The sequence below is a fragment of the Candidatus Margulisiibacteriota bacterium genome (assembly GCA_041650635.1).
Lineage (GTDB): Bacteria > Margulisbacteria > WOR-1 > JAKLHX01 > JBAZKV01 > JBAZKV01.
In genome coordinates, this window is record JBAZKV010000015.1 from 1 (window position 1) to 24,014 (window position 24,014).

At 49.2% G+C, this 24,014-nt stretch carries 24 protein-coding genes and 1 tRNA gene; 3 read left to right on the plus strand and 22 right to left on the minus strand.

Annotated features, from left to right (window positions below; genetic code table 11):
• Window positions 1–99: 99 nt before the first annotated feature.
• The 15 genes from WC490_05125 to WC490_05195 form a co-directional block, all read right to left on the minus strand.
• Complete coding sequence (locus tag WC490_05125; protein MFA5097992.1) at window positions 100–1,251, minus strand: ABC transporter permease; 1,152 nt, start codon at window positions 1,249–1,251, stop codon at window positions 100–102.
• Window positions 1,232–1,978, minus strand: coding sequence for an ABC transporter ATP-binding protein (locus tag WC490_05130; GenBank protein ID MFA5097993.1), 747 nt, complete (start codon window positions 1,976–1,978; stop codon window positions 1,232–1,234). Before WC490_05130 ends, WC490_05125 begins: the two co-directional genes overlap by 20 nt.
• A 1-nt stretch (window position 1,979) precedes the next feature.
• Window positions 1,980–2,882, minus strand: a complete 903-nt coding sequence (locus tag WC490_05135) for an ABC transporter ATP-binding protein (protein ID MFA5097994.1) — start codon at window positions 2,880–2,882, stop codon at window positions 1,980–1,982.
• Entirely contained in the window at window positions 2,882–3,682 is an 801-nt protein-coding gene (locus WC490_05140; GenBank protein MFA5097995.1) for an efflux RND transporter periplasmic adaptor subunit, read from the minus strand. Before WC490_05140 ends, WC490_05135 begins: the two co-directional genes overlap by 1 nt.
• Window positions 3,669–5,246, minus strand: a complete 1,578-nt coding sequence (locus WC490_05145) for a TolC family protein (GenBank protein ID MFA5097996.1) — start codon at window positions 5,244–5,246, stop codon at window positions 3,669–3,671. Before WC490_05145 ends, WC490_05140 begins: the two co-directional genes overlap by 14 nt.
• 65 nt (window positions 5,247–5,311) lie before the next feature.
• The gene (locus tag WC490_05150) at window positions 5,312–7,714 is read right to left on the minus strand and encodes a homocysteine S-methyltransferase family protein (protein ID MFA5097997.1); all 2,403 of its coding nucleotides are present in this window, start codon (window positions 7,712–7,714) and stop codon (window positions 5,312–5,314) included.
• Entirely contained in the window at window positions 7,701–8,138 is a 438-nt protein-coding gene (rimI, locus tag WC490_05155) for a ribosomal protein S18-alanine N-acetyltransferase (GenBank protein MFA5097998.1), read from the minus strand. The genes WC490_05150 and rimI overlap by 14 nt, the downstream gene beginning before the upstream one ends.
• Window positions 8,135–8,788 carry a tRNA (adenosine(37)-N6)-threonylcarbamoyltransferase complex dimerization subunit type 1 TsaB gene (gene tsaB, locus WC490_05160; GenBank protein ID MFA5097999.1) on the minus strand — a complete coding sequence of 218 codons (654 nt, stop codon included), beginning with the start codon at window positions 8,786–8,788 and terminating at the stop codon, window positions 8,135–8,137. Before tsaB ends, rimI begins: the two co-directional genes overlap by 4 nt.
• Window positions 8,748–9,218 (minus strand): tRNA (adenosine(37)-N6)-threonylcarbamoyltransferase complex ATPase subunit type 1 TsaE, encoded by a 471-nt coding sequence (tsaE, locus tag WC490_05165; GenBank protein ID MFA5098000.1) that lies wholly within the window; start codon window positions 9,216–9,218, stop codon window positions 8,748–8,750. The genes tsaB and tsaE overlap by 41 nt, the downstream gene beginning before the upstream one ends.
• Window positions 9,157–9,945, minus strand: a complete 789-nt coding sequence (folK, locus tag WC490_05170) for a 2-amino-4-hydroxy-6-hydroxymethyldihydropteridine diphosphokinase (protein ID MFA5098001.1) — start codon at window positions 9,943–9,945, stop codon at window positions 9,157–9,159. The genes tsaE and folK overlap by 62 nt, the downstream gene beginning before the upstream one ends.
• A 12-nt stretch (window positions 9,946–9,957) precedes the next feature.
• A complete protein-coding gene (folP, locus tag WC490_05175) occupies window positions 9,958–11,172 on the minus strand; it encodes a dihydropteroate synthase (GenBank protein MFA5098002.1) in 1,215 nt (404 codons plus the stop codon).
• Window positions 11,173–11,208: 36 nt separating this feature from the next.
• Window positions 11,209–12,546 (minus strand): tRNA lysidine(34) synthetase TilS, encoded by a 1,338-nt coding sequence (gene tilS / locus WC490_05180; protein MFA5098003.1) that lies wholly within the window; start codon window positions 12,544–12,546, stop codon window positions 11,209–11,211.
• Window positions 12,547–12,894 (minus strand): hypothetical protein, encoded by a 348-nt coding sequence (locus tag WC490_05185; GenBank protein ID MFA5098004.1) that lies wholly within the window; start codon window positions 12,892–12,894, stop codon window positions 12,547–12,549.
• Between the two features lie 86 nt (window positions 12,895–12,980).
• Window positions 12,981–13,054: transfer RNA gene (locus tag WC490_05190), tRNA-Met, on the minus strand.
• A gap of 1 nt (window position 13,055) precedes the next feature.
• On the minus strand, window positions 13,056–14,303 hold the full coding sequence (locus WC490_05195) for a DUF1015 domain-containing protein (protein ID MFA5098005.1): 1,248 nt from the start codon (window positions 14,301–14,303) through the stop codon (window positions 13,056–13,058).
• A 365-nt stretch (window positions 14,304–14,668) separates the two neighbouring features.
• Between WC490_05195 and WC490_05200 the strand changes: the two genes are divergently transcribed.
• Together WC490_05200 and WC490_05205 are read left to right on the plus strand one after the other, a co-directional pair.
• Window positions 14,669–15,109 (plus strand): response regulator, encoded by a 441-nt coding sequence (locus WC490_05200; protein MFA5098006.1) that lies wholly within the window; start codon window positions 14,669–14,671, stop codon window positions 15,107–15,109.
• Window positions 15,110–15,128: 19 nt separating this feature from the next.
• On the plus strand, window positions 15,129–15,899 hold the full coding sequence (locus tag WC490_05205) for an undecaprenyl-diphosphate phosphatase (protein MFA5098007.1): 771 nt from the start codon (window positions 15,129–15,131) through the stop codon (window positions 15,897–15,899).
• Here WC490_05205 and WC490_05210 read toward each other — a convergent pair.
• Genes WC490_05210 through recO form a run of 3 tightly spaced genes read right to left on the minus strand, consistent with a single transcriptional unit; the run spans window position 15,892 to window position 18,610 of the window.
• A complete protein-coding gene (locus WC490_05210) occupies window positions 15,892–16,800 on the minus strand; it encodes a radical SAM protein (protein ID MFA5098008.1) in 909 nt (302 codons plus the stop codon). The genes WC490_05205 and WC490_05210 overlap by 8 nt on opposite strands.
• Complete coding sequence (locus WC490_05215) at window positions 16,797–18,014, minus strand: MFS transporter (protein MFA5098009.1); 1,218 nt, start codon at window positions 18,012–18,014, stop codon at window positions 16,797–16,799. The genes WC490_05210 and WC490_05215 overlap by 4 nt, the downstream gene beginning before the upstream one ends.
• Window positions 17,999–18,610 carry a DNA repair protein RecO gene (gene recO / locus WC490_05220; GenBank protein MFA5098010.1) on the minus strand — a complete coding sequence of 204 codons (612 nt, stop codon included), beginning with the start codon at window positions 18,608–18,610 and terminating at the stop codon, window positions 17,999–18,001. Before recO ends, WC490_05215 begins: the two co-directional genes overlap by 16 nt.
• An 86-nt stretch (window positions 18,611–18,696) precedes the next feature.
• Here recO and WC490_05225 point away from each other — a divergent pair, with 86 nt between their 5' ends.
• Window positions 18,697–19,086 (plus strand): response regulator, encoded by a 390-nt coding sequence (locus tag WC490_05225; GenBank protein ID MFA5098011.1) that lies wholly within the window; start codon window positions 18,697–18,699, stop codon window positions 19,084–19,086.
• A gap of 11 nt (window positions 19,087–19,097) precedes the next feature.
• Here the strand turns inward: WC490_05225 and WC490_05230 are convergent, their stop codons facing one another.
• The 4 genes from WC490_05230 to WC490_05245 are packed head-to-tail and all read right to left on the minus strand — an operon-like array spanning window position 19,098 to window position 24,012.
• On the minus strand, window positions 19,098–19,382 hold the full coding sequence (locus WC490_05230) for a hypothetical protein (protein ID MFA5098012.1): 285 nt from the start codon (window positions 19,380–19,382) through the stop codon (window positions 19,098–19,100).
• A 21-nt stretch (window positions 19,383–19,403) separates the two neighbouring features.
• The gene (locus WC490_05235) at window positions 19,404–21,443 is read right to left on the minus strand and encodes an ATP-binding protein (GenBank protein ID MFA5098013.1); all 2,040 of its coding nucleotides are present in this window, start codon (window positions 21,441–21,443) and stop codon (window positions 19,404–19,406) included.
• A complete protein-coding gene (locus tag WC490_05240; protein MFA5098014.1) occupies window positions 21,440–22,675 on the minus strand; it encodes a histidine kinase dimerization/phospho-acceptor domain-containing protein in 1,236 nt (411 codons plus the stop codon). Before WC490_05240 ends, WC490_05235 begins: the two co-directional genes overlap by 4 nt.
• On the minus strand, window positions 22,672–24,012 hold the full coding sequence (locus tag WC490_05245) for a sigma-54 dependent transcriptional regulator (GenBank protein ID MFA5098015.1): 1,341 nt from the start codon (window positions 24,010–24,012) through the stop codon (window positions 22,672–22,674). Before WC490_05245 ends, WC490_05240 begins: the two co-directional genes overlap by 4 nt.
• Window positions 24,013–24,014 lie beyond the last annotated feature (2 nt).

A 24,014-nucleotide genomic window follows, 5' to 3' on the forward strand; every position in this document is an offset into this window, starting at 1 on the left:
CGGGGCAACAAGGATAAAGCCTATTAGCCTGCGGTCGCGCAGCAGCTGTATGAACTCTTTTTTCATCAGATGGAACAGCCTGTGGTCAAAGATCATTTCTTAATCCAGCCTTTTCTTGAACTGCCTGGAGGCCAGCATCATCATCAGGACCCCGAACCCTATCAAAAGAAGCGTGTCAAACCACAGGTATTCTATGCCTATGCCCTTCAAAAATATGCCTCTAAGAATGGTCAGGAAATACCTGGCCGGCACAAAATAGGTAGTCAGCTGTATTATTTTGGGCATGCTCTCTATCGGGAACACGAACCCCGATAAAAGGATGGAAGGCAGCATGGTGGTCATGGCCCCCATTATTATGGCGTTCTCCTGTTTTTTGGCAACGGTGGAAATGAACAGACCCAGGCCCAGAGATCCAAAGATGAAGATTATTGACTCCAGCAGCAGCAAAAACACGCTGCCCCTTATCGGCACTTTGAAGAACAGAACGCTGACAAGCACGCAGAGAAGAACATCGCAGAGCCCGATAAGAACATAAGGCATCATTTTGCCTGCCATTATCTCCATGGGCCTGATAGAGGTGGCTATGAGCTGCTCCATGGTGCCTCGGGTCTTTTCGCTCACGATAGAAAGCGAGGTGATGAGGGCTGACAGTATCATCAGGACCATCGCTATTATGCCGGGGACCAGAAAATTCATGCTTTTCAGCTCCGGGTTGTACCAGATCCTTGGATGGGCCTCTATCGGCAGGAGCTGACCTTTTGGCGTCATCTGGGACCTAGAATAGTATTTGAGCAGGATATCCTTAGAATAGTCCTGCAGAATGGTGTTGACATAGCTGACCGCCATGAGAGAAGTATTGGAATCGGAGCCGTCTACCACTATCTGAAGATCGGCCCCTCTTCCTGAATTGACCCTGCCGGCAAACCCCGGGCCAAAGTTGAGAGCCATCTTGATCTTTCCCGAGAGGAAAAACTTTTCCTCCTCCTTAAAATTGCTGACATAACCGACAAGATCAAAATAACCGGATGAAACGAATTTTCTGGTTATCTGTCTGGTCATGGGGGAATTGTCCAGGTCTCTAACCGCCATGGGGATGTTGCGTATGTCAAAGGTAAGAGCATAGGCGTAAAGCACCAGCATCACCACAGGCAGCGCAAATGTAAGCAGAAGGGTCCTGCGGTCCCTTATAATGTGCAGGAACTCCTTGCGTGCTATGGCCAGGGACCTGCTTCTATAGAGCTTTTGCAGCATCCGTCCTTCCTCCTACCAGAGAAACAAAGACATCCTCGAGGCTGCTTCTGCCGGCTGTCTTCTTCAGCTGCATCGGGCTTCCCCGAGCTATTATCCTTCCGTCGGATATCAGGGCAATATTGTTGCAGTGCTCCGCCTCGTCCATAAAATGGGTGGTAACAAGGACGGTCGTGCCCTTTTCCGAAAGGGTGTAGATCAGATGCCAGAAATTCCTCCTTGATATTGGGTCCACTCCCGAGGTCGGCTCATCCAGAAAAAGGATGTCGGGATCATGCACTGTGGCGCATCCAAGCGCGAGGCGCTGCTTCCATCCTCCCGACAGATTTGAAGCCAGCTCGTCCTGACGGCCTTTAAGCCCGGCCATCTTGATCAATTCTTTCTTTCTTGATGCCCGTACGGCTGCCGGAGTTTGATAAACACCGGCAAAAAAATCAAGGTTCTCCGATACCGTAAGATCTTCGTAGAGAGAGAATTTTTGGGACATATAACCTATTCTCTGGCTGATCTTTTCGCTGTCTTTTGTAATGTCAAACCCGGCAACAGAGCCAGTCCCCGATGTCGGGACAAGTATCCCGCAAAGCATCCGTATCGTGGTCGACTTTCCAGCGCCGTTGGGGCCCAGAAAGCCGAATATCTCTCCTTTTTTCACGGCAAAGCTAATGGCATCCACCGCCGTAAAAGAGCCGAATTTTTTGGTCAGCCTGTCTACCGTTATTGAATATTCCATGTTACTTTTTCAGCATCCACACGAACACATCCTCCAGGCTGGGAGCAATGGCCCGCAGCTGGTGTCCCGATCGTCCGGCAGCCGTCAGCAGGTCCGATATTCTGCTGATATCAGTCTCAGTCCGGCTCGAAGCTATATGCAGCCTGTCGCCAAACACTTCAAGATCGAACTTGCCATAAAGTTCTCTGGCGGTCTGCCTGATATCCGGAGAGACAATCTCTATCACGCTCCTGTTCATGCACTTCTTAATATTGGCAGGAGTATCGCAGACCATCAGCTTTCCCAGGTGCATCAGCGCGGCTCGGGAGCATTTTTCGGCCTCGTCCATGTAAGGAGTGGTCACAAAAACCGTCATTTCCGGCACCAGCGACTTTATGATCTGCCAGAATTCCCTTCTGGACACGGGGTCAACTCCGGTGGTGGGCTCGTCAAGAAAAAGTATCTTGGGCTTATGTATAAGCGTGCAGGCCAGGGCAAGCTTCTGCTTCATCCCGCCAGAGAGGTCCCCCGCCGCCCGGTCTTTGTACCTTTCAAGCCTGCTAAAAGAATAGAGTTCTTTTTTTTTGCTCTGTCTGTCCCGGCCGAATACTCCGTGGATGTCGGCAAAAAAATCCAGATTCTCTTCGACCGTCAGGTCCGGATACAGGCTGAACTTTTGCGACATATAACCAAGCAGGTCCTTTATCTTTTCTCCCTGCTTTTCAATATCAAGTCCAAAGACCTTAGCCCTTCCTTCATCCGGGCTCAGTAGTGCACACAACAGCCTTATAAGGGTGGTTTTGCCTGCGCCGTCAGGCCCCAGAAGGCCGAATATTTCTCCGCTATTTACCTCAAGGCTGAGAGAATCAAGCACAGTGTTCTTTGCGAACTTTTTTGTGAGGCCCTCGGCCTTAATTGCGTACATTATCTCTTGATGACGATCTCGGCATCGGCGGGCATACCGGGCTTAAGCTTGAGTTCGGGATTTGGTATCTTTATCTTCACGGAATAGACCTGATTAACCCTTTCTTCCTTTGTCTGGATGTTCTTTGGCGTAAACTCAGCTTTGTTCGAAATGCGGATCACAACACCTTCGAACTTTTGTCCGGGAAACGAATCCACATGTATCAGAGCCCTGTCTCCCAGATCTATCCTTCCCACCTGAGCTTCCGGAACATACACCTCAAGCTCAAGGACGGTAAGGTCGGCCATGGTTATTATGGTACCGCCCTGGCTTATCAGTTCCCCGGGTTCAACCGCCTTGGTGAGAACTGTTCCGGGTACCGTCGCCATGATCCTGGCGTTGTCCAGCATCACTTGGGACGAATCGAGCATCGCCTTTGCCTGTATGCGGGCCGAACTTGCGTCATCATACTGCTGTTTGCTGGCCATCGCTTCGGCAAAAAGCTTGGCGATCCTTTGGTAGCTGGATTCAGCAAGGTCCGCTCTGGCTTTTGCCGCATCATATTGGGCTTTGATCTCCGGAACATCTATGAGAGCTATAGGGTCCCCGGCTTTTACTAAGGAGCCTTCATCCACATATCTGGCAAGGACCCTGCCGGCTACTTTTGAACCAACCTGAACTTCTATCGCTTCTATGGTTCCGGAAGCTTCTATCTTTCCCCTTAAGCGCAGGTCAGCATACAAGTTCCATCCGTAATAGGACATGGCTGCCGCCGCTATAAGGACAACGGCCAGGATAAGCTTTTTCTTATTTCCATTCATAGCTTTCGACCTCCAGAGGAGTTCCCCACATTCTTATCGAAACGCTGTCCTTTACAGGATATCCCCATATTTTTACGCCGCGTCCCTCGGCCAGTTTTCGGGCTTCTTTGAGCATCTCGTCGGTCCTGCTCCCCGTCAGGTTATACTTTTTACCGGAAGAGTCGATAAAGCCTAAAAAGCCCCCTTCAAGGTCAACATATTTGACCTGACCCTCCAAAACGGAAAGTTTTAGCCCGGTCTCGATCCCTTTCAAGTCCAGGATCCCCGCCGCTTTCAACACCTGGGCTGAAGCCAGTTCCAGATCGAACCGGGCCTCAAGCAGCTCCAGTTCGGACCTGGTAAGGGATGCCTGCGCGTCAAGGATCTCAAGGTTAGTGGCAAGCCCGCTTTTGTAGCGCATGTCAGCCACCGAGTAATTCTCTTTTGCGCTTTCCGCTCCAGCCCTTGCCGTTGACAGCACTTCTTTGGCGGAAACAAAGTTGAGATAGGCCTGTTTTACATCCAGCTCAACCGACCTTCTGGCCAGTTCTTTATTTGCCTCGGCTGCAGCCATGTTGGCCATGGCTTCCTTTATCTTACCCTGCGTGTTAAAGCCGTCAAAAACGGTCCAGGAGGCCGCGCCCAGCACCTGCCAATTGGTCTGGTCATAATTTATGCCGGCATTGGAATAGACCGTGTTCTGCCAGCCGTAATTTGCCTGCGCAAAGACCGAAGGCAGCCAGCCGGCTGCGGCAAGGGTCACATTGTTCTTTGATATATCCACAGAAAGGCCCGTCTGCCTGAAGTCCGGCCTGTACCCGTAGGCTGTTTTTAACAGATCGGCAAAGACCGGCCTGAATTTTGCGGCTTCTTCGGAAAAGTCCGTGTCCGGTATGGAATACTCTGAACCTGAAGCCGCTCCGAGAGCATTGTTGAAAGTTGCGGTTGCAAGTTCAAGGGCGTTCCTGGCCTTGATAAGCCCCTGGGTGGAATTTGCCACAGAGACCCGCGTCCTTAAGATATCGGCTTTTGTGGACATGCCCGCCCTAAGAAGAGCATCCGCCTGGTCAAGGTGGGCATTCGACATTGCAAGCGATTCTTGTGCCAGATCGATCATCTTCCTGGCTTTTATCACCCCGTAATAGGACGATCTCACATTATAGATGACATCCTGCTTTGCCCTGCGCAGGTCCTCTTTTGCGGATTTTGAGGCATTGAGCGCCATTGCAAGCGCGCTTTCCAGTTTTCCAAAGGTAAAAATATTCTGGCTCAGGTTAGCCTGCCATCTTTTGGTGTCCCCCGCTTCGTCAAGACCGAAACTGATGGGGATTCCGCTGATGACCGTCTGCATGGGAGAAGAAAATGATCTGCCGTAGTTTGCCTGAAGCGATACGGACGGCAGATAGCCCGAAAAAGCCTGCGCCACCCTTGCCTGCGATGCTTCGACTTTTCTCTGTGCCACCGCTACGGCCTCGTTCTGTTTAAGCCCAAGGTCAATGCTCTGTTCAAGGGTCAGCGTAGTCTGGGGCAGGGCCGCATTTGCAAGCAGCAATAAAAAGGCAATAACGCTCAGAGATCGCTTCATGGGACCTCCTTCCGGCAAGATAAAAGAGCAGCGGTCTTTTCAGAAGTATTATATATCTGCAGGCATCATGAAGTCAATAAAGTCTTGGCCCGCTCAACGGCCGCCACAGCATCTTTTGCAAAATTCGCGGAAAAAGATCTTGCAAAGTTTTCGGTAACAGGAGCTCCGCCGACCAATACGGGTATATTAATGTTTTCTTTATCAAGGAGCTGTTTTACCGCTTTCATTTGGGGCATTGTTGTAGTCAGCAATGCTGACAGAAGAATAACATCGGCCCTGTTATCGCGCGCGGTCTTTACTATCAGTTCGGAAGAGACATCTTTCCCCAGATCAATGACCTTAAAACCGTGGTTCTCTAAAAGCATCGCAACTATGTTCTTGCCTATGTCATGGATGTCGCCAAGCACGGTCGCAATGACGGCAGTGCCGATGATCTTTACATCTTCCGGCCTTATTTCTTTTTTTACTCTTTCAAAAGCAGTTTTCATCGTCTCTGCTGATGCCATTACTTGCGGAATGAAATATCTTCCGTCATTGAACCTTTTGCCGACTTCTTCCATTGCCGGCAATAAGGCTTTATCGATCACAGCCTGGGGTCTTGTTGTTCCTATTTCTATTTCAACTAAGTCTACAATAACATCTTTATTGCCTTGGACGACCGCATCAAAGATCTTTTCTGTATTCTTCTTTTTGGAGGGAACTGCCTTTTCCGGACTACTGACCACCGTTCCCTGGCTGCTGTATTTCTTTATCCAACTCTTCGCCCCCTTATCTCTGTTCAAAAAGACCGCCTCCGCATCTCTTGCCGCGGAAAGGGGGACCTTGTAGTTCAGGTTTTCAGGATTATAAATTGCTGCATCCAATCCCTTCTTCCGGCACAGCTCAATAAAAGCAGAGTTCAGCGCTTTCCTGTTAGGAAGTCCGTGTGAAACATTGCTTACTCCCAGGCTTGTCATTACTTTCAATTTGGTTTTGCATTGTTCCACCGCGACAAGCGTATCTTTAACATCTTCCTGCTGCGCGCCGGCTGCAAGCACGAGGGTATCAATAAAGATATCTTCTTTTTTAACGCCCGCCTTTACGGCCCTGCTGATTATCTTTTTTGCTATCTTAATTCTTGCGGACGCTTTTGAGGGGATGCCTTTTTCAAGGGTCAGGCCTATCACGGCGGCCCCGTATTTTTTTGCTAAAGGAATTACTGCATCCAGACTTTCATCTTTGCCGTTCACAGAGTTTATCAGCGCTTTACCGCAATAATTTTTTAGCCCTTCCTCGATAACGGCGGGATCCGAGCTGTCAATGCAAACGGGCACCTCGACAGAGGCCTGAACGGCATGGACCGCTCTTTTTATCGCTGCTTTTTCGTCAATATCCGGAACGCCGACATTAACATCGAGAATGTCAGCCCCGGCAGCAACCTGCGAAACCGCGTTCTGCCTGATTATATTTGACTTTCCTTCTCTCAGTTCCTGCTGAAGGTCTTTCCTATTCGTCGGATTGATCCTCTCCCCTATTATCATCAGCCTGCCCGGTTTGAATTCAAACACCTGCGTCCTGCTCGTGAGCCTGGTTGGGGCAAACGGCCGTTTGCCCTTACTCTCTTCTATCCTGGAGTCTTTCAGCGCCTCCACTATCGCCTTTATATGTTCCGGACTTGTCCCGCAGCATCCTCCTATGAACTTCACACCTATTTTTGCAAAGTCCCTGGCGTATGGCGCAAACTTGTCAGGGGTCATCCTGTAGACGGTCTCGTCATTTATTACTTCGGGATTGCCGGCATTGGGCATAATGGAGACAGGAATATCAGTGCTTTTTACCAGCCTTTTGGCTATTTCAATAAGTCCCTGAGGGCCAGAAGAACAATTCGCTCCTATCGCATCTGCGCCGAGCGGACCAAGAACAGCGGCCGCAACCTCGGGAGGCGTTCCCGTATTAGTTTTCCCGTTCTCGGAATATGTCATGTGCACGATCACGGGAAGGCCCGTATTTTGTTTAACCGCTATCAGGGCGGCGCGCGCTTCCTGAAGGTCGCTCATTGTTTCTATGGAGATCAGGTCAGCGCCTGCTTCTTCAAACACTTTTGCCTGCGCCGTGAATTCTTCGTATGCTTCTTCGAACGAAAACCTGCCTGTCGGCTCAAGCAGCTCTCCGCACGGGCCCATCGATGCGGCAACAAGAACTTTTCCCCCGGCAGCCTTCTTGGCAAGCCTGACAGCATCAAAATTAATCTTATGGAACCTATCCTCAAGGCCGTGTGGTTTTAATTTTATCCTCGTTGCGCCGAATGTGTTCGTCTCGATTATATCCGCTCCCGCATCAACATAGTCCTTATGGATCGCCTGGATGATCTCGGGATGCGAAAGATTTAATTCTTCAAAGCACAAACCCGGGTCTTTTACGCGCTTCATTATCTGCGTACCCATGGCACCGTCAAGGATATAGTTCTTATTGTCTTTAAAAATTGTCATTTTGCATCACCAGAGCATCCTCGCTCGGATGCTGATAGTATTCCCTTCTTCTGTCTATTACCTTAAAGCCCAGCTTTTTATATATCTTTTGCGCCGCTATGTTGGACTGCCGCACCTCAAGGAAGAGTTTCTTGAGCCCTTTTTCAGCTGCATCCTTGATAAGCCTTTCTATCAGCTGTGTTCCGACACCCTTTTTTCGATCCCGCGGAGCCACAGCAAGCGTAGTAATATGCCCCTCATCCAAGACATAGCGGAAACCGCTGTAACCAAGTATCCTGCCGCCTTCTCTTGCCGCTACATAATGCCCGTTCTCGCTGGACAATTCGTCAACAAAAGTCTGTCTGTTCCAATGGGAATGGAAAGATCTTTTTTCTATTTTGAGCATCTCTTTAATGTCCTCAAGCTTAACGGTCTCAAAATTCATTTTCCGTACTCCCGGATATTGGGCATGTGCGAGTATGTGGGAACAAGACTCAAAGGATCGTCCTTTTTTCCTGCCTTGAACTGCGCTAGACCTATCAGGGCAGCGTTCCTTGCATAAGGGTATTCATCGCTGCCGCGGGGAATATGCAGTTTTCCCTTGATCTGCCCCAGCAGTTCTTTTACCCTTGCCTTGCGCACAGGCAGGTCCTGTGAAAGCCTTCTTATGCTTTCAGAATCGCTGGAAAAAAGCGCGAAGTTGCTTTCGTCCCTTACCGCATCGCAGACCACCGCTATTATTCCTTCAGCGTTCTTAAGATTGTAGGCCGTGGCTTCAAGAGCGGAGATCCCGCAAATAGGAATATCCAGCACCTGTGCTAGGCTTTTTGCCGCAGCCAGCCCGCCTCGCAGGCCGGAATACGAACCGGGGCCGTCCACAACGGCTATCACATCGATCTCTTTTATGTTTAGGCCGGAATCTTTGAAAAGCATTTCAATGATTGCTGCCACATCTTCGGACCTGGCATTGAGAGCGGAGTATTCGCAAAGCACAGCCGCCTCTCCCGGCCGTTTTTCCTCTATGACCGCAGCTCCGGTCAGTTTTCCTGCGGTGCTAATGCCGAGCACTTTCATCTGTAGTGATCCTTCTTTCATTCTCGGATATGAGTTCAAATCTGACCCTGCGGCAGTTTTCCGGCAGCAGGCCCAGGGCTTTTTCGGCCCACTCTATCAGCACGATCGATCCCTTACCGAACAGGTCAGAAATGCCAAGGTCTTCTATCTGTGAGAGGCTGTCGGTCCTGTATAAGTCGATGTGATAAAAAGGCAGTCCCGAAAGCGTCCTGTATTCGTTAATTATAACAAAGGAGGGGCTGGTAACAAAGCCCTGGATCCCGAGTCCTTCCGCCACGCCCTGGACAAAAGTAGTTTTTCCGCTTCCGAGGTCGCCGAAGAGGGCGACCGTGTCCCCCGCCTTAAGACCTTTTCCCAGTTTGATCCCGAGCTTTCTAGTTTCCTTGGGACTACCAGTGTTCGTAATCGTCTGCAGTTCCTCTCTTGATCTCTCTGAAGCCTGGGAGGGCATCGTCATAAGTGTCCGAAGTTTCGGCCCTTTTTTCATCAAAGAGCTCGGACACTGTCTTTTCAAGTACCGGATGGATAGCCACGGGTGCTATCTCCCTCAGAGGCTCAAGAACAAAGAGGCGCTCGTGCATCATAGGATGCGGAACCGTAAGTTTATCGTCGCTTAGCACGAGGTCCGAATACATAAGAATGTCTATATCCATTGTCCTGGGCCCCCATTCGGAGCCTCTTTCTCTGCCCAGAGTGTCCTCTATGCCCTGTGTTACGGAAAGGAGTTCATACGGGTCCAGTTTTGTGCTGACCGAGACCGCACTGTTTATGTAGGGTGCCTGAGGCACGCCTCCTGCAGCCTCTGTCTCATAGTTGGATGCCCTGCGGTTTACCTTGATACCGGGCGTCTCTTTTAAGATCGTAATAGCCTGTTCAATATATTCTTCTCTGTCGCCCACATTGGATCCCAAACCAAGGAAGACCGTTACCGGAGTTTTAGGTTTGAAGACCTGTTTTTCGGCAATAGGGGCTTTATGTTCGGCTTTCTTCTCCAGAGCCTTTACTTGGGTTTTTTTTGTTAAAGCCTTCTTATTTGCCGTCTTTTTTGCGACTTTCTTTTTGGCAGCTGTCTTTTTGGGCAGCTTCTTTCTTTTTGGCAGGGTCTTTTTTACCTTTACCGCCTTCCTTTTGATTTTTCGGCCTGAGGCGCCTTTAACAGGCTTTTTTTTCTTTTTCATACATCTCTCCTTTTATGCCGGATTTATCGCGGATTTACGGGTGACCGCATCAGCCACGGCCACCGCTTTTGCGGCCTGGTTCATATCGTGAATTCTTATTATATCAACTTTCTTTGAAATGGCAAGTACCGACGCCGCAAGGCTGCTTTCCAGTCTTTTTGAGGGCTCTTCCCCGGTGATCCTGCCTATAAAAGACTTTCTTGAAACACCTATACAGACTGGCCTTCCAAAGCACCTGAACTCGTGGAGTCTTCTCAGGATCTCGAGATTATGGTCAAATGTTTTACCGAACCCGATGCCGGGGTCCAGTATTATGAGGTCCTCTTTCACCCCTGCTTTAAGCGCCATTGCCATGCTCTCCTCGAAGAACAACAGGATCTCGCTTATCAGGTCTTCGTACCGCGGATCGTTCTGCATCACGGAGGGATCGCCTTTTGAATGCATGATTATGAGCGGTACTTTGTGTTTTGCCGCAACCTCTGCCATATCCTTGTCATATCTAAGACCGCTTACATCATTGATCATATTTGCCCCGGCCTTGATCGCCGCCTCGGCAACAGAAGCTTTGCGGGTGTCTATAGAGATTATCGATCTATTTTGGCCGCCTGCCCCTAGCAATTTGATAACCGGAACAACCCTATGGATTTCTTCATCCTCTTGAACCGCGGCCGCCCCCGGCCTTGTTGATTCGCCTCCTACATCTATTATGCGGGCGCCGTCATTTATCATTTGCTGCGCATGGGCAAGCGCGTCTTCTGTACTTACATACTTTCCTCCGTCCGAAAATGAATCGGGAGTAACATTCAATATCCCCATCAAATAGGTCTTCTTGCCGAACTCCAAGCCCAAGATAGAGTTAGGAAGGCTCTCATATATCCTTATAAGGTGCAGGATCTCTTCCCCTAACCGGGGAAGGCCGAATTGCTGGGCCTTTAGCCTTTCGGCGAGGCTTATGTATTGAAATACCGTCCCCAGGAGTATCACATCGGTTCTATCTTCTGAATGGTCTATGGTGCCTTTTGATGTAGCCGCATCTCCTCCGCGCGATAGCATGTCCTGCTTAAGGATATTGGCGGCAACAACTCCAAGGCCTTTGATCTTTATGGCCTTAAAAACCGCCTTGGGAGCCATGATCTCCAGGCCTTCCGCATGCACTCCCACGGAAAGGAGCTCTTTTCTGGCTTCCTGAAGACTTTCTATCGATATGACTCTTGCAAGATGTCCCATATATCGGAAGGTATTATAGCACGGATGCCGCAAAGGCTAGTCGATGCTCAGACGCAGTATCTTTTTCGTGTTCCTGCCGGTCTTTGCCCTTTCGTCCAATCTTAGGCCGGCTACCCAGAGGATCTTTTCCTCATCGCACACTATCGGCACCAGCGCTCTCATATGAACAGGCACTTTTTCGTCTATGAACAGGTCGTGGAGTTTTTTGTGCCCTTTCATCCCAAGGGGAATAAAGCTGTCCCCTTCTTTAAAATTCCTGACGGTCAGGACTCTTCCTTTTAGTTTTGATGCATCAATATATGCTTCGCTTTTTTTGATCCTTGAGAATGCTGGAACCTTATTAACAAAGCTTGCTTTCACCCCGCTGCTGCTCTTGCCGGGGATCTTTATGGTTTCACTGAATTTGCCGGGGACAATATCCTTTGGCATGTCATCAGAGACTGTAAGCCTGCCCCCCTTCACAACGGCAAATAATCCGCCCGGCAGATGTATCTGCCCTTCTTTCAGTTTTAAAATGTCCCGTATGTGCTTATAAGAGACCTCTTTTAGGTTGCCTTTGACTTTCTCGATATACGACCGGACTATCTGTGTTTTGAGCGCCGGATGAAGTTTGGCAAGTTTGGACATCAGTATCTGCCCCCCTCTCCCTTTGGGAGAGGGGCTGGGGGTGAAGGCCTTTTGGGAAATATAATCAAAGTCTTCGGAAAGAATATTAATTGTGTTAATTAAGACTTCTTTGATGTTAGGATTGTACTTCCAAAGAATGGGGATCAACTCGTTTCGGATCTTGTTGCGGAATTGCTTTGTCTCAAGATTGGTTTTATCGACATTATACTCAAGCTCATTATCTTGGCAGTATTCGATCACCTCTGATTTCCACGCATCTATCAAAGGCCTGATAATATTGCCGTTCACAGGCGGAATACCGCAAAAACCTTTTATGCCGGAGCCCCGAACCAGACGCATAAGGAAGGTCTCAATGTTATCGTCTGCCGTATGGGCCAAAGCGATCTTTTTGGCCTTCACTTTGGCAGCGGTCTTTTCAAAGAAATCATATCTTACGATCCTTCCCGCCTCCTCAAGAGATAATTTGTTTTTCTTTGCGTATACGGCAATATCCATCTCCACCATCGAACCTGGGATTTTTAACCTTGAGCAAGTCTTTTTTACCAAAAGCGCATCTCTTCCAGAATCCCCGCCCCTTAGTCTATGGTTGAGGTGACACACATGGAATTTGTTCTTTGGGTAGTTGGTCACAAGAAAATGCAATAAAGCAACAGAATCCGGTCCTCCGGATACTCCAACAATGACCTTCTCTCCGGGACCGATCATGTTTTTTGAAGAAACAGTGCTCAGCGCTTTTTGCGTCAGCATTTAAGCGACCCAGCCTGCAAGTCCAGAGACCAGAGGAATATTGACTTGCCTGCCCAGCAGCACAAGAAAAGCGCACCAGAGGGCGTAAAGCCAGATAAGCCACATTAAAAGCGGAAGGACGATCTCAAAAGGCCGTATATAAACGAGGGACATAATATGATCTGTCCCGGAGCGGACCAAAATTAGGAGCACAAATGAAAAGACCCAGTAAAATAGCGCCTGGGAAGAATGCAGCGCCAAATATTCTTTCTTTCTTTTTTCCGTAAGTATTATGTAGAGAGCCGGAAAGAAGAACGCGTATGAGAACGCTGCATTGATCCGGTCAAAAAATCTGATATCTTCATCCATTTTTTTTCTTGTCCTTGTTCTTGTCCTTGCCCTAACTTGCGGTAGAGATCAAGGACGAGGACAAGGAAAACTTGCTTCGCAAGTTTTGTCGGGGGCCGGAATCGAACCGGCGACCTAGGGCTTATGAGTCCCTCGCTCTAACCGTCTGAGCTACCCCGACACTACACTATCCTGCGCATCAAAAGGCCCGAAGCCAGTTTGGGATAAAAGAACGTAGATTTTTGAGGCATCTTGAGTCCCGCATCTGCGGCTTTGATTATCTGGTCCACTCCGGTGGGCCTCAGCAGGAAGGCCGCGTTATATCTTCCCTTTTTCGCCATGTTAAGCGCCTCAGCCTCATCATGGCTGTACACTATCACTTCGCTGGTTTCTTTATCCTTGTGTTTTGCAAGGATATCGTCAAGAAGAAGCGTGTGCAATATCGAAACATCCAGGTCTTTCTGGTCAAGCCTGCCTCTTTCCTGCATCAGCCTGTCCTTGGCAAAAGCATCCCTCAATTTAAACATGAAGAGCTTGTCCAATTTTTTGCTGTAAAATCCCATCACATGACCTACAGACCTTTCTATGCGTTCGTAGGAATCTATCTCCACGATGAGGAAGTATTTTTTTGCCGCATTCATGATCGAGTCTATGTCCTCATCTCCAAGTTTAAGGATGCGGTGTATGGGAAGCACCGCAAGGCCGCTGCCTGATGTGCCGGTAAAGTACATCATTATATAGTTATGAGGCGCATCGCTTGAGTGGGACGCCCCCATATCCTTTGCAAATGAAAGTGCTGTCTCAAACCTGTGATGCCCGTCAGCAATGTAAACATTCTTTTTCTTCATACCCGCGACCAGCGCGCTTACGGCCGCTTTATCGCTTACACGCTTTAAGCGGTGCAGAACGCCCTGGTCGTCCCTGGCCTCAAATACCAGTACGCTCTGTACCGGCCAGGGCAGCTCTCCGTCATAAAAGCCAAAGACCGGCTCAGTATTGGTCATGGTGGCGCGCAGCAGGGCAAGCCTGTCGTCCTTGGGCTTCTGGTAGGTGTTCTCATGCGGCTTTGCGGAGCGCTCTCTGTCGAATTTTAATAGAGCAAAGAACCCTCTGCGCTGGCGCTTTGTCCCCCGGCAGGTAAACTCCTGCTCCAGCATATAAAGACACGGTTCCTGGTCCTCTTTGAACAGGCCGTCGGCAAGCCCGCTCTTTATGAACTGGGCGGCCCTGGTATACCTGTTGTCCGAAGGATTGTCGCCTTCTTCGTCCCTGCCCAGTATGACCCTTATGATATTGTTCTCGTCCCTGGCATACAGCTTTTCCCTTTCGGCCTCGTCTATAACATCGTAGGGAGGAGCTATCAAAGCAGATATATCCTTGATCTTTTCCTTGTTGTACAGGACCCCTTTGAAAGGAGATATTGTTGCCATATTTCTTATTCCTGAAATTATTATAACAAATCGAGGTGGATATTGCAGATTCAGAATCAGCGGATAGCCTGATCGCCGATCTCTCGCTAATTAGGCATCCCCAATAACACGAACGGGATCTATCTCCAATGACATTAATGCTCAAAAATAGCGCGAATCCCGATTTGTGTCAGTAGGGATATTGGCTCGATTAGAGAGCCTCTTCTCATTTGGGTAATTCGCGATATGCCAATTGGGGATAAATTGGAGCTTTCTAGAAAGCAGAACCATCTTAACGATCATGATCCCATATTGCTTTCCCAACTATTTGCTGAGGTTATTACATACATTGCATTTAAAAATACCTTCTGGTAGAATTGTATATCATGAATGAAAGCAACAAGATAAAAGTGCTGGTGGTGGACGACGAACCGGGAGCCCTGGAATCTTTCAGGATGATCCTCGAGATCAAGGATTATGAGGTTTCCACTTTTTCCAGCGGGATAGAAGCCATAGCAAGCGCCGAAAAGACCGCCTACGACATAGCCTTTATAGACCTTAAGATGCCCATAATGGGCGGGCTTGATGTCCTCAAAAAGCTAAAAGAGGTCTCGCAGTCTACCGAAGCCATAATCGTTACGGCCTATGCCTCAGAGGAATCGCAGGCCAATGCCATAACTCTGGGCGCCATGGAATACCTGAGAAAGCCCTTCCTTATGGAGGAGATCTTTTCCCTCTGCGACAGGGCGCTGCGCAAAAAAAGGGAAAAGGCTGCGGCCTCGAAAAAAGAAGGCCAGTCAGGTCCCAACCTGGAAGGCATACACTAAAAGCCCGCTCCTCAAATAAATGGACATCTTTCAAAGCATCGTTCTCGGGGTGATAGAAGGATTTACCGAATTCCTTCCTGTTTCTTCCACCGCCCATCTTGTGCTTGCAACACATATCATGGGCCTGGAAAGCACCGAGTTCGTAAAAAGCTTTGTCATCACCATACAGTTCGGGGCCATTCTTTCCGTTCTCGTGCTTTACTGGAAAAGGTTCCTTCTGGACCCGGAAAGCTTGAAAAGGGTTTTGGCGGCTTTTGTTCCTACTGCTGCGCTTGGATTTATCCTCTACAAAGCTGTAAAGGGCTTTCTTATGGACAATCAGACCGTCATAGTGTGGTCGCTGCTACTTGGAGGGCTCTTTCTGATAGTCTTTGAGCTGCTGCACCGGGAAAAAGAAAGCGCGCACGAAGACATCTCTACCATCCCCTACCCCGTCTGTATCTCTATAGGTCTTTTCCAGGCACTGGCCATGGTCCCGGGAGTGTCCCGCTCTGCCGCCACCATAATAGGAGGACTGTTGCTGGGGTTAAAGAGGACCACTATAGTTGAGTTCTCCTTCCTTCTGGCGGTCCCTACCATGCTTGCCGCCTCGGTCCTTGATATGGCAAAAAGCGCCCCGTCCTTTGAAGCGGCCCAGTTCGGTGTTCTTGCAGCCGGATTTGCGGTCTCTTTTGTGACAGCGCTTTTAAGCATCAAATTCCTCATTTCCTACACGCAAAAACACACTTTTATACCATTTGGCGTCTATCGGATAGCGGCAGCCCTGCTGTTTTTGTCCTTTTTTATTTAAATGCGGAGGTCAGCCTCTGCAAAAAACCCTTTTTCTCCCCGGGACAAAGATATTCCCATCTCATGCAGCCGGAGCACTCCGGTGTTCTGCCCTTCAGCTTTTTATAGCCTTTGACCATGTCCGAGTTAAGAACGCTTGATACCCTGCCAAGCGTCGGCACATAGGCCTGTCTCAGCCTAAAACACGGAAGGACAAGGCTAAGGTCCGGAAGCACCGTAATGATATTGTCCAGAGCCCTGCAGACAGGGGATTCAATATCATTTCCTTTCTTTTTCAGGATATCCAGCATCTTTCTGCTCAAAACTACTCTTCTGTGCTTGAGATAGCGCCTTATGTACTCGATAGATTCCCTTTCAAAACCTTCTGTCCCGAAAAAATCATAAACGGGGTTTATCCTGATCTTTACCCCGAGCTTTTCCGCAAGCTCGACCATGTCGGGAAGATAGGCGATGCTGTCCCTGGTCATGGTAAAATTCATCACCGTTCTCTGGCCCTTTTTTGCTGCCGCGTCCAGGCTGTGGAGAGCCTCGGCAAAGCATTCCTGACCCCTTATCCGGTCATGTTCGCTCTGCAACGGAGCATCCAGCGAAACATAAAGTTCACCTATGAGGCCGGCCAATTCAGCCTGTCTTTGCGGATAAAGGATGCCGTTAGTAAAAAGTTTTGTTTTAAGCCCGCTGGACAGCGCCGACTTTAGGGCCTTAGGAAGATCGCTCCTCAAAAGCGGCTCGCCTCCGGTAAAGACGACAGTCCTTACCCCCAGCAGCTTAAGGTCAGAAAAAAAAACGTCAAGTTCTCCGGCAGGCGTTTCATTAAAAGAAAGCAGTGTCTCGTCGCGCCAGTTGCCGCAGAACTCGCAGGACGAGTTGCATCTTAAGGTAAAGTAGAACTCACAGATCATACCGTTCTGAATTTTGGCACGGCCACGGTCATAAGTCCGGAAAGCAGTATCATAAGCCCAAGAAGCAGAATGGCGCAAGAAAGCCCGAAAGAATCGGCGACAGCGCCAAAGATGACCACGGGTATCGTAAATGCAAAATTGATCATCATGTTCTGTATTCCGAACACTCTGCCCCTCAGCGATCTGGGCGTCTTATGCTGGAGGATGGTCTGGATGGTCGCGTTTATTATGATGTTGCCGAACCCAAGAACAAAGCAAAGCGCCAGGGCAAGCGGAAGGTTCCTGGTCTGGGAAAGCAGCGTCAGAGTCAGTCCCGAAACGATAAAGCCGGAAAACACTATGGTGCTTTTCCTGAAATAGTGCCCAAGCCTGCCAAGCGCCAGCATTCCCACAAGCATTCCTCCGCCTGCCAAAAGGACAAGATAGCCAAAGTTCCTGGCGCCTATCCCTATGTACTTTTCCGCAAATTCTATGGCAAGCATGCTGATGACCGCAAGGCCGCATGTTATTATCATCATCTTTATCAGCGAATACCTGATCACCGCGTTCCTTCTGATAAACTCAAATCCCATCAGCAGGTCCTGTTTGACGGATTTTATGGTCGAAGACCCCTTTCTGCCGTTGACCTTTAGACTTACCATGAACACCGACAGAGCAGAGATCAGGTAAAGCGCCGAGGCAAGGCCAAAGGTGCCTTTTTCCCCCATTAGAAGCACCAGGGGGGCTCCTGCGGCAAAACCTATGACGCTGCTCCACATCCAGGTGGTCATGAAAAAAGAATTCGCCACGATAAGGTTTTCCTTTTCCACTATCTCCGCAAGGCAGGAGGCTTCTGCCGGAGCAAAGAACTGGGAGATCGTGTAGATCATGAAACTTACAAGAAAAAGCCACAGGAGAGAGCCCTGCAGAAAAAAGATCACCAGAAGTATAAAGGCGCCCCTCAGGAGGTCAGATGCCACCATTGTGGTCTTTTTGTTCCACCGATCCACATAGACGCCGGCAAAAGAAGCGAACAGTACCGAGGGAATGCCGAAAGAAAGCATCGGGACCGATACGCCTAGGTTGGTACGGGTAAGATTGTAGGCCTCGATCACCAGGACATATATGAATATTCTGTCTGCAAGCTGGCTCAACAGCTGCCCCATCCACAGGAACATGAAGTTCCTATTCTTGATAACGGCGGAAAACCTCGCAGGTATCACTGGTTTTTCCAAATGCGTATGTCCTTTCCCAGATGATCGCACAAGCAAGGCATAAGAACTCTGTCAACCTCCCGTATGCTCATCTTTGAAACCACTGCCGCAGAGATCTTGCCTGTTATTGCGCCGTCAACAAAATCCCTGGCCTCGCCGATAAATTGATCAAAGGGCAAAAAACCTTCTATATCCGCGAACCTGATATCAAATATCCTGGTCACCAGCTGTGGCATCGCGCCGCTCTTGAGGCTCCTGAGGCTTTCAAGAAGAAGATGGAAAAGGTCCTGTTCTATCATTCCCTCATCAAGGTAACAGTCAATGAGCTTGGCCATGTAAAGGCCCGCCTTGAGAGGCTTTTCCTTTTCCCTTATGGAGTGAAATGACTCTATCGTCTGGGCCTGGCTTAATATGTCCAGATTTCTGCCCTTTGCCAAAAGGAGGCTGTTATAGGCCAGCGGCTCAAGCCTGCCGCCAAAGGTGCTTGCGGCCCTGCAGGCCGACCTTGCCACAGCCTTCAGCTTTCCTTTTGTCCGGGTAAAAATAGTCATGAGCTTATCGGCCTCGCCGAATTTTGTGGATTTCAGGTTTATGGCTTCGACTTTGTATAGAGGCATTATTGATAGATAAACTTTAACACAGCAGACTTGCCCTAGTCAAACTTACCTTGACTATGTGGCTTTTTGTATGTTATTTTTGCTTTATGAACAGCAGGATCAAGGTCCTTATGGCAGATGATGAGACAAACATAACAAGCATGGCAGGAGCGGTCCTGTCGGATGCCGGCTATGAGGTCATAACTGCAAAGAACGGGTTGGAGGCCTGCGAAAAAGCCCTTACTGAAAAGCCCGATCTCATAATACTGGACAGGAACATGCCTGTGATGGACGGGATCGAGGCATGTAAAAAGATCCGCGACACCAAGGGGATCTCGGGCATTCCCATAGTGTTCCTTACGGGAAGGGACGATGACAAAGAGATCCTTGAGGGGCTCAGGTCAGGCGCCGAGGATTACATCACAAAACCTTTTAACATCTCGGAATTCAAGAAAAGAGTCGAAGAAATACTTTCAAAATCCGGAAAAGCCGCTTAGGGGGCCGGAAATTATTCGACCTTTACCCACCCCTCGTATTCGAAATAACCGATAAAATTATAGGACAATTTTATCTTATACCATTTTTTGTCCTCGGTCCTGCCCGTGATCCTTATGTTGACAGGAAAATCATATACGGCCTTAGCCTCCTCGCTGGGCAGAGCCAGGAATCTTTTGACGGGAAGGTCCATTTTTGCATAGCCGGTCCCCTGCCCCCTGTCCTGGACTGCAGCAAATATCGCGGCTATAAAAACCGCCAGAATAATGACAACAGACGCAAAAGCTTTTTTTATCATACAGCATCGCCCATTATACTATCAGGAGAAGTCAATGACAAATCTCGAGCCTTTCCCGGGAGCGCTTGTCACATCTATCCTGCCTCCCGAGGCGCTTATAGCTTTTGCGGCGGTATAAAGGCCGATACCTGCCCCTGAGTTTTTTGTGGTAAAGAAAGGGTCAAAGATCCTGTCAAGCGTGTTCTGGTCCATCCCCTGGCCGGAATCTTCTATGATCAGCTGTGCTCCAGACACCGATATCTGCAGGCGCCCTCCGCAGGACATGGCTTCAACCGCGTTCATTATTATATTAGAAAAGGCTTCCGAGAGCTCCTTCCTGCTGCCTCTCAGCTTAAGGCCGAGGTCCTTTATGTTAATATCGGTTTCGATACGGCGCTTTCTGCAGTATTCATTGATCGGAATAATAACTTCGCGGATCAGGTCTGCAGCCTCAATCTCCATGGCGTCAGATACTCCGCCATTGGCATTTTGCTCATTGCCCCTGATGGACAAAAGCCGGTTGACCGCAGAGTTTATCCTGTCCAATTGTCTGATCGAGATCTCGTTGAAGGTCTTCAAGAAAACCGGGTCTTTTAGATTATCTGGAAGGACGGAGATCAACCCTTTTAATGAAGTAAGAGGGTTCTTGATCTCATGGGCAGCTGAAGCCGCAAGCGCTCCTATTGCGGCGAACTTTTCGTTTTCAAGCATTTTTTTAGACGCTTTGAGTTCCTTTTCATACAACATGTCCCTTTCTTCCGCGGCCCCTATAAGGGCGCAGATAGTTTCAAAGACCTCAAAGTCTTCCCTGTTCCACATGCCGCGGCCTGGCTTTTCTCCAAGGACCAGGAGGCCTGACACTTCTTCTCCTGTCTTGATAAAGAAGACCAGAGACGCCCCCGCACTAAGGAGGTCCTCTGGCAAAGAACCTGCCAGTTGTTCTTCCGCAGCAATAATGCTACCGGAAAAGGCTGGAGAAGAAAGACGAAAGCTGTTTTTAACGGCGCTAAAACCGCTCTTCAGTTCCACAGTGAACTCAAAACCGTTATCCCCCTTCTGTCCATCTGCAAAAAGAAGGTCCCTTATCTTCCAGGTGGAGGAGATCTCATTTAGAGCCATCTGTTTAAGGTCCCTGGCATTCATGGACAGGACCAGGCTTCTCGAAAACGCCTTGCCAACCTCCCCTGCCGCATAGGAATCCCTGAAAAACGCCCTGTCAACTGTTTTTTGTATGCTGCGCCTTAGAGGATCGAACAGCAGGACAAAAACGGCCACACTGAAAGAGGCTGACAAAAAATAATTGAATCCGGCCAGGTTTTCCAGAAGCCCCACCGACAGCAAAAGCATCAAAGCATAGATGGAGGAAAAGACCACCAGTATAGCTGAATATATCAGGCTTTTTCTTATCGCGACCTTGATATCGAACAGGCGCCTAAAAATGACCGCGTAGGCGGCAAGCAATGCGTAAAGAGGAAAAATGAACATTCCTGCCGGAAGGATATCAAGTCCGAACGCCGGAAAGAACTGTGTAGAGCCCGAGACAAAACCGACCGCAGAAGCCGTCAGTATGTAGGCAGCCTGGTTCCTCCTTGTCCCCGAACTGCCCCTGTAAAAACCGACGAGTTTTGCAAATCCCGCCGCGACAAACACGACAAAGTAGGCCGCGAACAGATAGTAGACCGGACCGGCCTTGGGGCAGTGCTTAAAAAAAGTGGTCGCGCTCAAACCGCTCACAAAAAACCCGTCCCAAAGAGACGCCAGAAGAAAAAGAACCCACGCCAAGGCAAGAAGGGCCTGGCGTCTTCTGATCTCATTATCTTTTGTAAAGGCCCTGACAAAGGCGTAGAACAGTAAAGGGATAAGGATCGCAGAAGCAAGATTGGCCTTTGTCCAGAACAGGACCTGGGCATAGGATCGGGAGAGCTCTCCCATAAGCTGGAAAAGGCACCATATCCCCACCACCAGATTAAAGACCGAAAGCAGCACAGCCGCTCTGGTGCGCGGAGCAAAGGCAAAGGTAAAGGCAGCCACACAAAAAACAACGAAACAGGAAAAGGCCAGTGAAGCAGTATACAGGATCATTCTGATTTTGGAGAGGCTTTTATATCTATCATTTCTATACCGGGAGTGTACTCCCTTGTCACGGGCTCGGTTATATGCGCAAGATTCCGAAGCAGGTCCCTTATCCTTCTTGCCTCCCTTTCAACTGTTCCGAGCTTTTCTTTAACGAACTCGGCGTCCGGCGGGGTATTAGAAGACAGCTTTAACTGCAGCGCCTGGGTCTGGGCAAGAACACTTGTAAGGGGATTGTTAATTTCGTGCTGAAGGCTCACGGTCAGCTTTGCCATGGTGGAAAGCCTCTCTGCCTTTACCAGTTCCTCTCTGGTCTCCATCAGCTCTTTATTCGTCTTTTCAAGCACTGCCGCATATCTTTCCTTTACCTGGGCCTCCGCTATCTTTTTAGCGCTCTCTTTCTCCCTTTCCAGAAGGTTGGAATTCTCAACATAGATCGCGCTCTGGTTGGCTAGGGTGGTCAAAAAGTTTATATCCTCTTCGCTAAAGTCCTCTCCCGAAAGCTTGGCCCCCATGGACAAAAACCCCACCAGTTTGTTCTTAAGCATGCTCGGGATAAAAAGGACCGAATCAAGACTGTCAAAATCTTTGAGGATCTCCTTGTATTTATTCCTCTCCTGCTCCGTCAAAAAAACATCCTTTGATCTCTTCTCTATCAGGCCTCTGACCAATACGTCCTTTGACTCTTCTAGAGCTTCGATAACGGGATAGTTAGATGTCATGGTGACACCCGAGAGGTCCTTTACCAGGCCTTCAGCACCTCTAACCGCATACCTGTCCTTTTTTTCATCGTACAGGAACAAAGCGGCAGATGTAAGCTTCATCCTTCTTGCAACCAGGCGTGCCGTAAGCTTTATAAGCCGGTCGGTATCGGTAAGAAGAGACATCGCCTCGCTGGTATCCTTTAAGGTTTTTTCGTAATTGAACCTCGTCTTAAAAAAGATCTGATCGACCCATTTCTGGAGCCTGTCGCGCAGAGGCTCGAACACTACGGCAAAGAAGATAAAGAACAGGAAGCCTATGGCCAGCGAATAGTTGCCGCTAACTCCCTGAAAAAACCTGGCGACGAACAGCAAAAAGCCAAAGTAGAGCCCGGAGATCAATCCGGCAAGGATCGTATAGACGATGCTGCGCCCCAGGAAAGCCTTGAGGCTCCTTTTCTTTTTCTGGGTGTACAAAAAGGCCCCCAGGATCACGCTGGAAAGCACAAGAAGTATCAGTACAAGTATCTCGTTGTTCATATTAGTTTTTTCAGTTTTGAAACCAGGGTAGACCTGTCTATCTGCAGCATCCTTGCAGCGCTGGACTGGTTTCCCTTTGCCTCTTCAAGAGCTCTTTCTATATACTCCTTTTCAAACTTATCGCAGGCCTGGCGCAGAGGCAAGCCTATTATACCATCGGTATGCTGATAATCAGGAAAAAAATCGCCTTCCTCTATGACAGAGCCTCTGCACAAAAGGACAAGCCTTGCCGCCGCGTTCTCCAGCTCTCTCACATTGCCGGGCCACCTGTAGGCCTTCAATTTCTTGAGGGCTTCCGCGCTGAAACCCGTTATTTTTTTGCCGAATTTCCTGTTGTATTTTGCAAGAAAATGCTCCAGGAACAGATCCAGGTCCCCTACCCTTTCTCTAAGACAGGGCAGCGTTATGGGAACCACATTTAGGCGGAAAAAGAGGTCCTGCCGGAACTGCCCTTTCCCGACCGCCTCCTTAAGGTCTATATTAGAGGCGCAAATGATCCGGACATCCACCTGGACCTGGGAGGAAGAACCCAGGCGCTGGACTTCGCCCTCCTGGAGCACCCTCAGGAGTTTTGCCTGCATCGAAAGAGGCAGACAGGTTATCTCGTCAAGAAAAAGAGTGCTTTTGTCCGCGGCTTCAAATTTACCCGCATGGCGCTCAAAAGCCCCGGTGAACGCACCTTTTTCGTAGCCGAAGAATTCGCTCTCAAAAAGGTTTTCCGGGACAGCGGCGCAGTTCACCGCAAAGAACGGCATTTTTGACCTGCGGCTTCTGGTGTGTATCTCCCTTGCCAAAAGCTCTTTGCCGGTGCCTGTTTCTCCCGTTATGACAACACTGGCATCGCTTGATGCTATGTCGCTGACTTTGCGGAGCACTTCAAGCATCCGGGGGGAAGAAGCTATGAAGTTCTCAAAACCCTCTTTCTGCATGCTTTTGAGCGCTTTGTTCTCGGCCAGAAGGCTTTTCCGCTCGAGGGCCTTTTCTATGGCTGCTTTTAGCTCTTCCACTTCAAAAGGTTTGCACAGATAATCATAGGCCCCGGCCTTAACGGCCTGGACCGCTGTCCTGGGGTCCCCTACTGCGGTAAGCATTATGACCTCCGCTTCGGCGCCCTGCGGGCTTTCCTTGATCTTTTTTAGCAGAGTAATGCCGTCGCATCCGTCCATCTTAATGTCAAGAACAACAATATCAACGCTGTTGTTCTTAAGTTTTAAGACGGCATCCTTGGGATCGGAACACAAAATAAGGTTGTAGAAAGGCTTAAGGACAGCTTTCAGCGTCTCAAGAATGTCCTTTTCGTCATCAACGGCCAGGACGGTATGCTTTGGTTTTGGCATTG